This window comes from Alcaligenes sp. SORT26 (assembly GCF_017377875.1).
Taxonomy (GTDB): domain Bacteria; phylum Pseudomonadota; class Gammaproteobacteria; order Burkholderiales; family Burkholderiaceae_B; genus Alcaligenes; species Alcaligenes parafaecalis.
This window is the reverse complement of record NZ_CP070975.1, coordinates 930,966-944,078: the sequence shown is the minus strand read 5'-3', so window position 1 is coordinate 944,078 and position 13,113 is coordinate 930,966. Positions and strand designations below refer to the sequence as shown.

At 53.7% G+C, this 13,113-nt stretch carries 13 protein-coding genes; 5 read left to right on the top strand and 8 right to left on the bottom strand.

Going from position 1 to position 13,113, the window contains the following annotated elements; genetic code table 11:
- Positions 1 to 8 precede the first annotated feature (8 nt).
- Complete coding sequence (locus tag JYG33_RS04405; protein ID WP_207874826.1) at positions 9 to 1,226, top strand: cyanate transporter; 1,218 nt, start codon at positions 9 to 11, stop codon at positions 1,224 to 1,226.
- Between the two features lie 81 nt (positions 1,227 to 1,307).
- On the opposite strand, the gene JYG33_RS04400 is transcribed toward JYG33_RS04405, so the two are convergent.
- The gene (locus JYG33_RS04400; protein ID WP_207874825.1) at positions 1,308 to 1,643 is read right to left on the bottom strand and encodes a c-type cytochrome; all 336 of its coding nucleotides are present in this window, start codon (positions 1,641 to 1,643) and stop codon (positions 1,308 to 1,310) included.
- Positions 1,644 to 1,895: 252 nt separating this feature from the next.
- On the opposite strand from JYG33_RS04400, the gene JYG33_RS04395 reads away from it, so the two are divergent.
- On the top strand, positions 1,896 to 2,321 hold the full coding sequence (locus JYG33_RS04395; RefSeq protein ID WP_207874824.1) for a universal stress protein: 426 nt from the start codon (positions 1,896 to 1,898) through the stop codon (positions 2,319 to 2,321).
- Positions 2,322 to 2,511: 190 nt separating this feature from the next.
- Complete coding sequence (locus tag JYG33_RS04390) at positions 2,512 to 3,300, top strand: class I SAM-dependent methyltransferase (protein ID WP_207874823.1); 789 nt, start codon at positions 2,512 to 2,514, stop codon at positions 3,298 to 3,300.
- A gap of 3 nt (positions 3,301 to 3,303) precedes the next feature.
- Here the strand turns inward: JYG33_RS04390 and JYG33_RS04385 are convergent, their stop codons facing one another.
- From JYG33_RS04385 to JYG33_RS04365, 5 genes are all read right to left on the bottom strand, one after another.
- Entirely contained in the window at positions 3,304 to 4,485 is a 1,182-nt protein-coding gene (locus tag JYG33_RS04385) for a PQQ-dependent sugar dehydrogenase (RefSeq protein WP_243430270.1), read from the bottom strand.
- Positions 4,486 to 4,614: 129 nt separating this feature from the next.
- A complete protein-coding gene (fumC, locus tag JYG33_RS04380; RefSeq protein ID WP_207874822.1) occupies positions 4,615 to 6,012 on the bottom strand; it encodes a class II fumarate hydratase in 1,398 nt (465 codons plus the stop codon).
- A gap of 51 nt (positions 6,013 to 6,063) precedes the next feature.
- Complete coding sequence (locus JYG33_RS04375) at positions 6,064 to 7,107, bottom strand: glyceraldehyde 3-phosphate dehydrogenase NAD-binding domain-containing protein (protein WP_207874821.1); 1,044 nt, start codon at positions 7,105 to 7,107, stop codon at positions 6,064 to 6,066.
- Positions 7,108 to 7,119: 12 nt separating this feature from the next.
- Complete coding sequence (locus JYG33_RS04370) at positions 7,120 to 7,908, bottom strand: SDR family oxidoreductase (RefSeq protein ID WP_207874820.1); 789 nt, start codon at positions 7,906 to 7,908, stop codon at positions 7,120 to 7,122.
- A gap of 3 nt (positions 7,909 to 7,911) precedes the next feature.
- On the bottom strand, positions 7,912 to 8,883 hold the full coding sequence (locus JYG33_RS04365) for a D-2-hydroxyacid dehydrogenase (protein WP_207874819.1): 972 nt from the start codon (positions 8,881 to 8,883) through the stop codon (positions 7,912 to 7,914).
- 154 nt (positions 8,884 to 9,037) lie between these two features.
- Here JYG33_RS04365 and JYG33_RS04360 point away from each other — a divergent pair, with 154 nt between their 5' ends.
- Together JYG33_RS04360 and JYG33_RS04355 are read left to right on the top strand one after the other, a co-directional pair.
- Positions 9,038 to 10,945, top strand: coding sequence for a S9 family peptidase (locus JYG33_RS04360; protein WP_207874818.1), 1,908 nt, complete (start codon positions 9,038 to 9,040; stop codon positions 10,943 to 10,945).
- Positions 10,946 to 11,009: 64 nt separating this feature from the next.
- Complete coding sequence (locus tag JYG33_RS04355; RefSeq protein WP_207874817.1) at positions 11,010 to 11,627, top strand: glutathione S-transferase N-terminal domain-containing protein; 618 nt, start codon at positions 11,010 to 11,012, stop codon at positions 11,625 to 11,627.
- A gap of 161 nt (positions 11,628 to 11,788) precedes the next feature.
- On the opposite strand, the gene JYG33_RS04350 is transcribed toward JYG33_RS04355, so the two are convergent.
- Positions 11,789 to 12,103, bottom strand: a complete 315-nt coding sequence (locus tag JYG33_RS04350; RefSeq protein ID WP_207874816.1) for a hypothetical protein — start codon at positions 12,101 to 12,103, stop codon at positions 11,789 to 11,791.
- A gap of 53 nt (positions 12,104 to 12,156) precedes the next feature.
- Positions 12,157 to 13,029, bottom strand: a complete 873-nt coding sequence (locus tag JYG33_RS04345; protein WP_207874815.1) for a hypothetical protein — start codon at positions 13,027 to 13,029, stop codon at positions 12,157 to 12,159.
- Positions 13,030 to 13,113: the final 84 nt, after the last annotated feature.

Genomic DNA, 13,113 nt, shown 5'->3' with positions numbered 1-13,113 from the left:
ACGATTCTATGTCTTCTTTTCAGACTGCCCCGACCGCCACATCGACGGGGGCACAGGCCAGCCCAGGTTTATGGCTGGCTTTCGTCATTCTGGTTGGGCTGAATCTACGCCCTTTTCTAACCTCCAGCGGTACATTGGCTCGACAGGTGGCCGAGGGCCTGAACATGCCCTTGAGCAGCCTGGCCTGGCTGACTTTATTGCCCATGATGGTGATGGGTCTGGGGGCTTTCTGCATGCCCTCCTTGCGGCGCGTGATGGCCTTGCGCCATGTACTGATCACTTCCCTGCTGCTTCTGTGTCTGGGCTGTGTGTTGCGCTGGTTTGTACCCAATGGGGCCAGTCTTATCGCCACAGCGCTGATCTGTGGTTTGGGCGTGTCCTTGTTGCAGGCGGGAATGCCCGGCTTGATCAAAGAGCAATTTCCCCGACATATTGCCCAGGTCACTGGCGTGTACTCCGCAACCTTGATGGGTGGTGGAGCCTTGGGCGCACAAGTGACCCCTTGGGTCAGTTCCTTGACCGATAGCTGGCGTATTGCGCTGGCCTTCTGGGCCTTGCCGATTAGCGTGGCTTTGTGGATTGCCTGGAAGGTTGTGCCGCGTGAGAAACCGGGTGCGAACTTGTCGCCTCCCTCTTTGGACTTGTTGCGCCGTCCCCGCACCTGGACCCTGATTGTCTGCTTTGGTCTGATCAACGGCGGCTATGCATCTTTGGTGACCTGGCTGGCGACTTTTTACCAGGATAGAGGCTGGACTGCGGAGGCCAGCGGCGGCCTGGTGGCTGTTTTGTCAGTGGCCCAGGCGATTGCGGCCTTTGGCTTGCCGACCTTGGCGGCCAAGAACAAGGACAGACGCCTGTGGGTATGGCTGGCCCTGGCTTTCCAATGTATAGGTTTTCTGGCCTTTGCCTGGATACCCGATATGGCCCCTTACTTGTGGGCGATCATTATTGGTATCGGTTTGGGGGGCTGCTTCTCCTTGCTGCTGCTGGTGGCTCTGGACCATTTCCCTGATGCTGCTCGTGCGGGTACCTTAAGCGCCCTGATGCAAGGCGGTGGTTTTCCGATTGCCGCCTTGTTCCCCATGATTAGCGTGCAGTTGCGCGAAGTCAGTGGTGGCTTTCAAGCAGGCTGGATGGTGCATGCCGCTTTGGCACTTATTGTGGCGGTGATGGCCTGGAGCTTTCAACCGGCCAATTACGCACGCAAGATGAATCCGGACGCCTGATTTTTCTTCAAGCTTGCAGCACATAAAAAACGGCCTGGGCATGGATATGACCCGGGCCGTTTTTCTTGTGTCAGAAATGCCTTATTTAGGCGCGCCCGCCATAATCCAATCCACCACTGCCTTGATGTCATCGTCGGAGATAACGGGGTTGGCAGGCATGGGCAAAGGGCCGTATACGCCTTTGCTGCCTTGCCGCACATGCTGGGCCAGGATCTCTGCGTTGGCAGGATCATCTTTGCGTTTGGCGGCGATATCCTTGTAGGCAGGACCCACCACTTTCCTGTCTACGGTATGACAGGCCAGACAGGCGTTTTTCGTCAGAATATCGTTGACCGAATCAAAACTGGGTTCGGCTGCCTGCGCACTGAAACCGGTACTTAACAAGGCAGTACAGACCAGCAGTTGCTTCAAGGTCATGAGGGGAATCTCCTAAGTAAAACCGGCGCAGGAAAGATGGCGTGGAATGAATGCTGCGCTTCTGTTTTTCCGCACATAAATGGGGCTATGTGGCATTCACTTCGTGATCATACGGTTATGATAGAACAGCCTTTGAAAAATAGCGGTGGGCCTTGATGCTAATCAAGCTGGTCGGCGCGCTTATTCGGTAATGTCCTAGTAGAAGTTGTTGCTTCATACTTAAACAGTTCACACACTACACAAGAGGTCTTCATGCTTAATGTTCTCGTCCCTGTTGATGGCTCTGATGCTTCCACTCGTGCTCTGCAAGCGGCAGTTGACATACTAGAGGGCAAGCCAGAAGCCACTTTGCATGTGCTGGCCGTGCCTACCCCTATCGTGTCCGGTAACGTCAAGCGTTTTTTCTCTGAAGATGTGCTTCAGGCGTACTACCAGGACGAAGGCAGCAACGCCTTGTTGCCTGCCCGTGCCGTGCTGGCTGATTCGCCCCTGAAGATCAAGGAAAGCATTATTGCGGGCAACGCTGCCCAGACAATTAAAGACTATGTGGAAAAGAATAATGTCGACCACATTGTGATGGGTACACGTGGCCTGAGCGCCCTGCCCGGTCTGGTGTTGGGTTCGGTGACGACCAAGGTGTTGAGTCTGGTTAAAGTGCCCGTTACCTTGATCAAGTAAGCGGAGCTGACTGTACGTCTGGAAAGGCCGTCTTTGAGACGGCCTTTTTGATGCCTGCCTGGGAAGTGGAGGTGCTAGTCGTGTTATGGAACTTTCTCGGACAGCGCAGATAAAAAAATCCTGCCTTAATGCCAAGCCAGATACGTCTGTGTTTCAATAGATTTTGCTTTTGATTTCATAAGAAGATCCTATGTCAGATATGTCCTTACTTGATCACAATGCCCGTGCCTGGGACAAGCAGGCGCAAACAGAAAGCCCCTGGTCTTTGCCTGTCAGCAGTGAACAGGTAGAAAAAGCTCGTCAGGGGCAGTGGCAGGTGCATTTGCTGCCTTCTCCTGTACCTGCGGATTGGCTGGGGGATGTGCAGGGCAAGTCGATTCTGTGTCTGGCCAGCGCGGGTGGGCAGCAAGCCCCTATTTTGGCGGCGGCTGGAGCGCAGGTAACGGTGTTTGATCTGTCTGCCGGGCAGTTGGACAAAGACCGCATGGTGGCTGAGCGCGATGGTTTGTCATTGCAGATTGAACAAGGCGATATGTGCGATTTGTCGCGCTTCGCGTCCGAGAGTTTTGATCTGATTCTGCATCCGGTCTCTAACCAGTATGTACCCAATATCAGCCTGGTCTGGCAGGAGTGTGCTCGCGTGTTACGTCCGGGCGGGCATTTGCTGTCCAGCTTCTTTAATCCGGCGGTGTTTATTGCAGACCGTGACCCCAGCTATGCACAGCAAGGTTTGATTCGCCCTAAATTCACGGTGCCCTATTCGGATTTGAGCAGTCTGGATGCAGATGCCTTGCAAGCCAAGCAGGATCGAATGGAACCCTTGATGTTTGGTCATTCCTTTGCACAGCAAATTGGCGGGCAGTTGGAAGCGGGTTTGCATCTTGTCGATTACATCGAAGAAATGCACCCCGCCCCACGCTTTGAAATCGAGAAGTATCTGCCTAGCTTTATTGCTACGCACAGTCTCAAGCCCGCTTAAGCTCTACGGTTTGGGCTGGACACGCAATAGCTGGCCGTCGTTCTCGTCGGTCAGCACATAGAGATAGCCATCTGGCCCGACACGTACATCACGGATACGTTGCTTTAAATCCTGTAGCAGGCGCTCTTCTCCGACAATATGGCCGTCCTCTTCGTCAAATTGCAGACGAATCAAGGCTTGTTCCTTTAAGGCTCCGACAAACAGGCTGTGCTGCCAGTCGGGGATACGTTCGTCGTTATAGAAAGCCATGCCGCTAATGGCGGGTGAGACTGACCAGTAATGGAATGGCTCAATCAGTCCTTCAAGAGGGGTGGAGCTGGCATCAGGGATGGGTTTGCCATCGTAGCCTTGGCCCTCGGTACGCAGGGGCCAGCCATAGTTCGCGCCGGGCTTGATACGGTTGAGTTCATCGCCGCCTTGCGGGCCATGCTCCGCAACCCATAGCTCATTTGTCCAGGGATTCCAGGCCATTCCTTGGGGGTTGCGGTGCCCGTAGCTCCAGATCTCTGCACGAGCGGTCCGCTGGCTGCGGAATGGGTTGTCGCGCGGGACCATGCCATCAGGACGGATGCGTACCACTTTGCCTTGCAAATGATCCAGTTGCTGGGCGGTGGGCGGCTGATTGTTTTCGCCCAAGGCGATGTACAGGTCTCGACCACCCGGATCAAAGGCCATTCGTACGCCATAATGCTGTCCGGTGGATAAGGCGGGTTCCTGGCGGAAAATCGGACGGAAGGCGTCAATGCGTTTCAGGTCCGAGGACAACACGCCGTAGCCCACTGTGGTGGCCGAGTTCTGCTTGTCGCGACGTTCGGCATAGGCCAGATAAATGCGGCGGCTACGGAAAAAATCCGGGGCCAAGGCAACATCCAGCAAGCCACCTTGAGATTGGACATGTACCTTGGGCACACCGCCAATCGGTTCTGACAGACCGTTTTCTTTTGTCCAGACGCGTAGACGGCCTGGGCGTTCGGTAATCAGAATCCCGGCATTATTGGGTAAAAAAGCCAGAGCCCAAGGGTGTTCCAGCCCGCTGGCCAAGGTCTCGACCGATACGGCTGGGCCGCTGATAGCGGGAACAGGTTCAGATTGCGCCCAAGCTCTCAGGGGAGCGGCAAGTGTGGCTAGCCCCAAGGCGGTAGCCGCCAAGGCAAAGGACAAGCTGAAGGTTTTTTTTATACGCATAAGGCAGTGAAAGACAGATAGGTGGGATACCGCACTCCCCTACTCTTTCATAGGGACAAATGACGACGCTGTTTATGTATTCGCCCCAGTAAAGGGGCGAATACATTCAAGCATAGCCTACACAGGTGTTTAGCCTGGGCGGGTCATGTCCAGCGGCACAATCCACTGATCGTATTGCTCGTTGGTGAGGTAGCCCGATTTCAGGGCGGACTCACGCAGGGTCAGCCCTTCTTTATGGGCTGTTTTCGCAATCGCGGCCGCTTTGTCGTAACCGATGTGGCGGTTCAAGGCGGTTACCAGCATCAGGTTCTGGTCCAGATTGTGCTGGATTTTCTCCATGACGGGCTCCAGACCTTGGGCGCAATGCTCGTCAAAGGCCAGGCACGCGTCACTGATCAGGGCAATGCTTTCCAGCACGTTGTGCACCATCACCGGTTTGTACACGTTCAACTGGAAGTTGCCTTGGCTGCCGGCAAAACCGACTGCTGCATCGTTACCGTACACTTGCACGGCGACCATGGTCAGCGCCTCACACTGGGTGGGGTTGACCTTGCCGGGCATGATCGAGGAACCCGGTTCGTTTTCAGGGATTTGCAGTTCGCCAATCCCGCAACGAGGGCCGCTGGCCAGCCAACGCACATCATTGGCCATCTTCATCAAGGCACCCGCCAGGGTACGCAGGGAAGCGGACAGGTTCACCAGCGCGTCGTGAGCCGACAGTGCAAAGAACTTGTTTTCTGCTGCCTCAAACGGCAAGCCGGTGATTTTGGCGATATGGGCGGCGGTGCGTTCACCAAACTGAGGGTGGGCATTCAGGCCTGTACCGACAGCCGTGCCACCAATCGCCAATTGGTAAATACCATCCAGCGCCTTGTCCACGGTTTGCAGGCCGAAATCAATCTGTGCCACCCAGGCACCGATTTCTTGCCCCAGCGTGATGGGAGTCGCGTCTTGCAAGTGGGTACGGCCAGTTTTAACAATGTCGTTGAACTGTTTGGCTTTGGCGGCCAGGGTGTCGCGCAGTTGGCCCACATCTTTACGCAGGCGGCGCTGACATTCCAGACCTACCGCGATGTACATGGCGGTAGGGAAGGTGTCGTTGGAGGACTGGCCACGGTTCACGTGATCATTCGGGTGTACGGGCTTTTTGCTGCCTTTCTCGCCACCGGCCAGTTCAATGGCGCGGTTGGAGATCACCTCGTTCACGTTCATATTGCTTTGGGTGCCAGAGCCGGTCTGGAACACCACCAGCGGGAACTCTGTGTCCCACTTGCCTGCGATGACTTCATCAGCCGCTTCGACGATCAGGCGGGCCAGGTCTTCGGGTAATTCACCCAGTTCCTGGTTAGCCAGGGCCGTGGATTTTTTCAGGATACCCAGCGACTCGATCATGCTGCGGCCCCACTGGAAGCGGTCGCGGCCAATGGGGAAATTCTGGATCGAGCGCTGTGTCTGCGCGCCCCAGTAGTGGTCGGCGGGAACTTCAATGGTTCCCATGGAATCCTGTTCAATACGTGTCGTACTCATCATGGCTCCTGTAAGAAAGAGGATGGCGGATTGGTTTGAAAAATGGGGTGTTCACGGCTGGCGCAAAAAGCGCGCAGCCCACACACAGGCAATATCAAGCATGCGGTTGGAAAATCCCCATTCGTTGTCAAACCAGACCAGCATATTGACCAGCCCGTCCCCATTCGTGCGGGTTTGCGAGCCGTCCACCACAGCAGAGTGTGGATTGTGATTGAAGTCGATCGAGGCATGAGCCTGATCGGAATAGTCCAGAATACCAGGCCATTGTTGTACCGCTTGCTGGAAGAGCTGGTTGATTTCGTCCCGGCTGGTGTCGCGCTCCAGATTGACCATCAGATCAATGGCGGACACGTTCAAGATAGGCACGCGGATAGACTTGGCCTGAACTTTGCCTTTTAGCTGCGGCAAAAGGCGCTCTACCCCGGTCGCCAGTCCGGTAGAAACCGGAATCATGGATTGCAAGGCAGAACGGGTGCGAGCCAGATCGCTGCTGTGATAGCCGTCAATCATGGGTTGATCGTTCATGACCGAGTGCAGCGTGCTTAAAAAAGCATGGCGTATGCCAAAGGTCTTATCCAGCTCGGCCAGCACCGGGATGATGGCATTGGTAGTGCAAGAGGCATTGGAGACAATCCGTTCGTCGCCCTGAAGTTGCTCGTGATTAATGCCCAGGACGGCAGTGAAGTCCACGTCGTGTGCGCTATTGCCGGGGTTGGAGAGCAGGACGCGCGGACAACCGGCCTCCAGAAACTGTTGTAGCTCGGCACGGCTGCCAAAGGCACCACTGCATTCGATCAGCATGTCCAGGTCCAGCGCTGCCCAATCTATGGCTTTGGGATCTGTCTCGTGCAATACCCGTATGGCCTTGCCGCCCACAATCAGCTCGTGCTCATTGTGTTCTACCGAAGCTGGAAATACCCCGTGGGTCGAATCAAAGCGCGTCAGGTAGGCCATGGTGGCAATCGTGGCGGGCTCGTTGATCACCACAACCTCAAATTCCTGGCTTTGTGGGGATTCGTAAATGGCACGCAGCAGGCAGCGCCCTATGCGGCCATAGCCATTGATCGCGATGCGGATGGGACGAGGTAGCGGCATGATCAATAAAAATCAGAAAGTAATGGAGAATCCGCCGTCTACAACCACAATATGGCCATTGACATAGGAGGCAGCCGGAGAGGCCAAAAATACAGCAGCAGCGCGGATTTCATCCGGATTGGCCCAGCGCCCCAAGGGGTTGCGACCGACGACCAGCGGGCCTTTGACCGGGTCCTGGGCCAAGGCCGCATTGCTTTCCGTGGCAAACGTGCCGGGAGCGATGCCGTTGCTGGTAATGCCCTGCCCGCCAAATTCTACTGCCAGTGCGCGCACCATACCGGCCAGTCCCTGCTTGGCGACGGGGTAAATTGCATCTCCTGGGCGGGCTAGTGGGCCAGCAATGGAGGTCAGGGTCACAATCCGGCCCTGTCGGGTCTGGGCTTTCAGCATGGCCTGGGCGGCATATTTGGATAATTTCAGCGTCGCCAGCAGGTCTACTTGCAGCAAATGCTCAATATCGTCCCAGGCGGCATCCTGCAAGCTGCTGCGCAGTCGTACGCCTACATTGTTCACCAGAATATCCGGGGTGCCGACACGCTGGCATAGGGCCTGATAAGAGTCGGACAAGGAGTCCAGATCGGCCAGATCGTGTTCCCAGATATCGGTCTGGGCACCGGCTGCTTTTAATTGATCCGCCAGGCTGGCGAGCTTGCTGGCATTACGGCCATGCAGCACAACATGGGCACCATGAGCCGCGTAGGCGCGGGCAATCTCCAGGCCCAGACCGGCGGACGAGCCAGTAACCAGAGCACAGCGGCCTGCCAGGGAGAAATTGGCTTGATAGGAGCTTAAGTCAGTCATTATTTACAGCGTATGGCGTGGTTCGCCACGGTGAAAAGCCACAATGTTTTCGATGAGCTGGTTTGCCAGGGCCTGCATGGCTTCCTGACTGGCCCAGCCTATGTGCGGCGTCAAAATGTAATTGGGTAAGTCTAACAAGCGCATCAGGATATGGTCTGCGGGTGGTGGTTCGGGTGTGCAGACATCAATACCCGCCCCTCCCAGCCAGCCGTGTCGCAAGGCATGATCCAGCGCTTGATTATCAATCAGCCCGCCACGGGCGGTATTGATCAGCAAGGGGCGGCGAGCCGCCATGCGCTCGAATTCCTGCATGCCCAGCATGTTCTGAGTTTCGGCTGTCAGGGGGCAATGCAAGGAAATAATGTCGGCCTGATCCAGCACCTGTTCAAAGGGCAAGCGATCGTCCGTATTGCTGACAATCGTTTGGCCACGGCGCTGGGCGAAGATGACTTTCATGCCCAAAGCTCGGCCCAGGGTGGCGACTGCCTGGCCCAAAGAGCCCGAACCGATCAGCCCCAAGGTGGAGCCCGCCAGATCGCGGATCGGATAGTCGAAATAACAGAACTGCTGCGCCTCTTGCCAGCGGCCTTCTTTCACGGACTGGCGATAGGCGCAAATATTGCGGCGTAAGGCGAAGATCAGGGCAAAAACGTGTTCGGGAACACTACGGACGGCATAGTCCCGAATATTGCTGACCACAATCTGGCGTTCACGGGCGGCATCCAGGTCAATATTGTCGCTGCCGGTCGCGGCCAGCGCGATCATTTTCAACTGGCTTGCTGCCTCCAGATGTTCGCGTCGCAGCGCCACTTTATTGCTGATGACGATGTCGGCATCCGCAATACGTTCAGCCACTTGTTCAGGCGTGGTACGCCCGTAAACCTGAAGTTCGTGTTCAAAGGGAACCTGTTGCAGCGTGACGCTGTCTGACAGTGTTTCCCTATCCAGAAAAACGATACGAGTTTTAGAAGTCATGCCTGTCCTTGTCCTGAGCGGCCACCTGACATTCTGGCCCTATTTTCAGAAGGTTCTTGCCCTTGCTTGGGTTCATCATCCGATATAGTAATGGGATTGATACAGGCTTGTCCTAGGTCTCACTCTCATAACCCTGTTTTATAGGTTATTGCTTATGCTCTTGTCCCTCTTGCTCTCTTTGGGTGCCCACGCCCTGATTCCGGATAACGTCGCTAGCGCCACTCCCCCACTGTATGACATTCGGGATTTCTTTCAGAATCCCAAGCGTAGCGGTTTCCGAATCTCTGATCAGGGGCGCATGATTGGCTTCATGGAACCCGTCAAGATCGACGGCCAACCCGCCCGCCAGAACATCTTTGTGCAAGAGTTAAAAGGCAGTGAGCCCGTTGGTGAGGCTCGCCGCATCACTGCTGAACATCAACGTGATATTGCCGAGTACTTCTGGAAGGGCGATGAGACTGTTATTTACGCTAAAGACGTGAATGGCGACGAGAACTATCACGTTCTAGCTGTAAATGCGCTGACTGGCAAGGTCACTGACCTGACGCCGCTGGAAGGTGTCCGGGCTGGTGTGCAGGATGATTTGCCGGACGATCCGGAACATATCCTGGTCTCGCACAATGGCCGTAACCCTGAAGTGTTCGATGTCTACAAGGTTAACGTCCTGACCGGTGAAAGCACACTGGCCGCTGAAAACCCCGGTGACGTGTTGGGCTGGAGCACTGACCATCAAGGTCGAGTGCGCATGGCCATTTCCATCTCTGGCGTAGATTCCGAACTGCGCTACCGTGAGAGCGAATCCGAGCCGTTCCGCAGTATTTTGCAAACGGATTTCCGTACCGAAGTCAGCCCCCTCTTCTTCCACGCCGATAACCAGCGCTTCTATGCCTTGAGCAATCGTGGTCGTGACACCTTGGCCTTGGTCCTGATTGACCCCGCCAAGCCGGACGACGAAGAGAAAATCTACGAATTGCCCAATCATGATCTGATGGGGGCGGGTTATTCGCGCCTGCGTCAGGTGCTGACTTCGGTGGATTACTACACCGACAAACCCGGTCAGCATTTCTTTGACGAGCGTAGCGAGCAGATTCACGCCGCTATCGCCCGCCAACTGCCCGGCTACGAGATCAGCGTTCAGTCCATCACCCGTGATGAAAAGAAAATGATTGTGGCTAGCTACAGCGACCGCAATCCAGGTTCACGCTACCTTTACGACGTGGACAGCAACAGCCTGCATAAGCTGGCCGTTATCAATAGCGCCCTGCCAGAAAGCGATATGGCAGTCATGCATCCCATCGAATTTACAGCGCGTGATGGCATGAAAATTCACGGTTACCTGAGCCTGCCATTGGGCGTGCCCAGCCGTAATCTGCCCGTGGTGATCAACCCGCACGGTGGCCCTTGGGCGCGCGATTACTGGGGCTTCAACCCCGAGGTGCAGTTTCTGGCCAACCGTGGCTACGCCGTCCTGCAGATCAACTTCCGCAGCTCCACTGGTTATGGTCGCAAGTTCTGGGAAGCGGGTTTCAAGCAATGGGGCCTGAGCATGCAGGACGACATCACCGATGGCGTTCAGTGGCTGATCGATCAAAAGATTGCTGATCCCAAGCGTATCGCCATTTACGGCGCCAGCTACGGTGGTTACGCCACCTTGGCCGGTATCGTCAAAACCCCGGACTTGTACGCAGCGGCCGTGGATTATGTGGGTGTGTCCAACCTGCTGACTTTCATGAATACCATTCCCCCGTACTGGAAACCTTTGCTGGTGAAAATGCACGCCATGGTTGGTGATCCGGAAAAGGACAAAGAACTGCTGGAGGCTAACTCCCCTGTTCTGCACGCCGACAAGATCCGTACACCGTTGTTCATCGCCCAGGGGGCACACGACCCACGAGTCAACAAGGCGGAAAGTGATCAAATGGTCGCGGCGTTGAAAGCGCGTGGCGTGGATGTGGAATATATGGTCAAGGACAACGAAGGCCATGGCTTCCATAACGACGAGAACAAGTTCGAGTTTTACGAGCGCATGGAACGCTTTTTAGCGCGACATTTGCACCCATAATGGTTGTAGAGTGGCGCGACGAACTCGCGCCATTTTGTTTATCGCACTTTTGGAAAGAGAACTTATGAAACTGTATTACATGACTGGTGCTTGTCCTCTGGTGACCCGCATTGCATTGGAGTGGATAGGCAAGCCTTTTGAATCCCAGCGCGTCAGCCGCGACGAGCTGCAACAAGAAGAATTCCTGAAACTGAACCCCAACGGCGCCGTGCCTGTTCTGGTAGATGGTGATCTGGTTCTGACCCAAAGTATCGCCATCCTGGAATACCTGAACGAGAAGAATCCCCAGGCAAATCTGTTGGGCAGCACTATCGAACAACGCTTTGAAGCCCGCCGCTGGCTCGCATTTCTGAATGCTGAAATCCACCGCAACGTGGGTGTGGTGTTCGGTACGCATCGCTATGCTGACCAGGAAGCGACACAGGCCGAAGTCAAAGCCAAGACCGCTGCTTTGCTGACCAAGCAACTGGGTGTGATCGACAAGCATCTGGAAGGTAAAGAAACCCTGTCGGGCTCCTTGTCCGTGGCTGATGCTTACCTGTACGTGGTGCTGCGTTGGGCTGGCCTGATGAAGCTGGACCTGTCGGGTATGAAAAACCTGAACGCTTTCTTTGCTCGTATGGAGCAGAACGAAGGCGTGAAAGCGGCTCTGCGTGGTGAGGGCCTACTAAAAAAAGAGTGAGTCCGCTGCTTCACTGATAGAAAAAAGAACCTCTTTACTGAGGTTCTTTTTTTTGGTGGGTATGTCTGCCGTCTTACGTAAAGCAATGGCCCGTACAGGTACCTTGCAAGAAAAACCGCTTGGGCATCCCTCGTGGCTTCTAGGTGCTGTTAACCCATTGCTTAGTTAAGAATGTTAATACTATAAACGGGTTTATAAGTGGCGCCATTACCTTCAAAAGTAACGGTTACCTTGTAGTTTAAGGACTTAGCTAGTTGCGCATTGCTTAGCATTCCTTGCCCCATCGTGCTGTCGCAATTCCATTGTCCGCCTTGGATTTTTGTTCCGTCCACTTCAGACAGCATAATATTGCAAACTTTTCCCTGAATATTAACTTTTACCTCTGTGATGTAGCCATCTTGTGAGTACTCGCCAGCAAATGCAGTATTTGCCATAGCGAGGCCAACGATTATAAATAAAGATTTTATACTTTTCATTTTTTGACATCCTTGAGTTTAGTTTTCAATAAAAAGATTTTTAGTTCTGGTATTTATATAACAACGAGAACAGCGGCAATTCTATTTGTCAGGTTAATTGAAGGTCCTTTGCTGCAGGAAAAATCAGAAATCTGAATAGTTTGTAGTTTTTTTGTTTTTTTGCTACTTGACTGGTTATTTTGTTTTAGCCGGTAGCTGCCATGAACGTACTCCCAATTCTCAGGATCAAGCGCAAATATCGTAGTTCTTTGTGCCATGATTGTTAAATCATGTGTGATGGCATTGTATAGATTAGGGTTTTGATCGCCCCTGTTGAATCTCTGCATGTTGTCATAAGCGCGCTGAGCAATATTAAAGTAGCTAGTACCCACAACGACTGCTGCATTAACCTCAAAACCGTCTTGTGGATCGTCTGATCGATTATTTGGACCTACAAATAAATTGCCGGGTAACCAAGCATAAAACTGCGCGAAGGTATCAAAGTTGGGCGCCCACGATGTCCCACTTCCCCTTGCGATCCCATAACCTTGTGCAAGCGCCAAATTTTCTGCACCTTGTAAATCACCGTCTATAGGGGCGCAATTGATATTATTAGCGCTTGCATAGGAATATATATGTGAGGAGTAAACGCTGAAGAATCCATGGATGCTGCGCAATCTTTCTCGCCGGGAAACTTCGTTGTAAAACTCTCTCAATACATTGAGCGGTATTATATGATGCCTTGATACGGTAACAGGGTAATTCCCCCCTGCTCCTTGCGATGTCAGCGTGGTGTTATAGTTTTGTAGAGAGGGATAAGGTGTTGATGGTCTGGAATCTATCGTTAATTTAAAATTTCCTATTGGCCAATCTTCGTTGGGGCTTGCTATTGATAGTATTGGAAAGAAAGCGGCAATTGCAATAGCTTTTCTTAATTTACGCATCATTGTTTACCCTCTTGAGAAATAAAAATCAGAAAATTAGCCCGCTTATATTTTTCATCCTAACTGGTTTTATTGTTTTTATTCTCT

Excerpts from the sequence above, each read along its gene's own strand:
- JYG33_RS04405 (WP_207874826.1), top strand. The coding sequence starts at position 9 with ATGTCTTCTTTTCAGACTGCCCCGACCGCCACATCGACGGGGGCACAG.
- JYG33_RS04400 (WP_207874825.1), bottom strand. The coding sequence starts at position 1,643 with ATGACCTTGAAGCAACTGCTGGTCTGTACTGCCTTGTTAAGTACCGGT.
- JYG33_RS04395 (WP_207874824.1), top strand. The coding sequence starts at position 1,896 with ATGCTTAATGTTCTCGTCCCTGTTGATGGCTCTGATGCTTCCACTCGT.
- JYG33_RS04390 (WP_207874823.1), top strand. The coding sequence starts at position 2,512 with ATGTCAGATATGTCCTTACTTGATCACAATGCCCGTGCCTGGGACAAG.
- JYG33_RS04385 (WP_243430270.1), bottom strand. The coding sequence starts at position 4,485 with ATGCGTATAAAAAAAACCTTCAGCTTGTCCTTTGCCTTGGCGGCTACC.
- fumC (WP_207874822.1), bottom strand. The coding sequence starts at position 6,012 with ATGAGTACGACACGTATTGAACAGGATTCCATGGGAACCATTGAAGTT.
- JYG33_RS04375 (WP_207874821.1), bottom strand. The coding sequence starts at position 7,107 with ATGCCGCTACCTCGTCCCATCCGCATCGCGATCAATGGCTATGGCCGC.
- JYG33_RS04370 (WP_207874820.1), bottom strand. The coding sequence starts at position 7,908 with ATGACTGACTTAAGCTCCTATCAAGCCAATTTCTCCCTGGCAGGCCGC.
- JYG33_RS04365 (WP_207874819.1), bottom strand. The coding sequence starts at position 8,883 with ATGACTTCTAAAACTCGTATCGTTTTTCTGGATAGGGAAACACTGTCA.
- JYG33_RS04360 (WP_207874818.1), top strand. The coding sequence starts at position 9,038 with ATGCTCTTGTCCCTCTTGCTCTCTTTGGGTGCCCACGCCCTGATTCCG.
- JYG33_RS04355 (WP_207874817.1), top strand. The coding sequence starts at position 11,010 with ATGAAACTGTATTACATGACTGGTGCTTGTCCTCTGGTGACCCGCATT.
- JYG33_RS04350 (WP_207874816.1), bottom strand. The coding sequence starts at position 12,103 with ATGAAAAGTATAAAATCTTTATTTATAATCGTTGGCCTCGCTATGGCA.
- JYG33_RS04345 (WP_207874815.1), bottom strand. The coding sequence starts at position 13,029 with ATGATGCGTAAATTAAGAAAAGCTATTGCAATTGCCGCTTTCTTTCCA.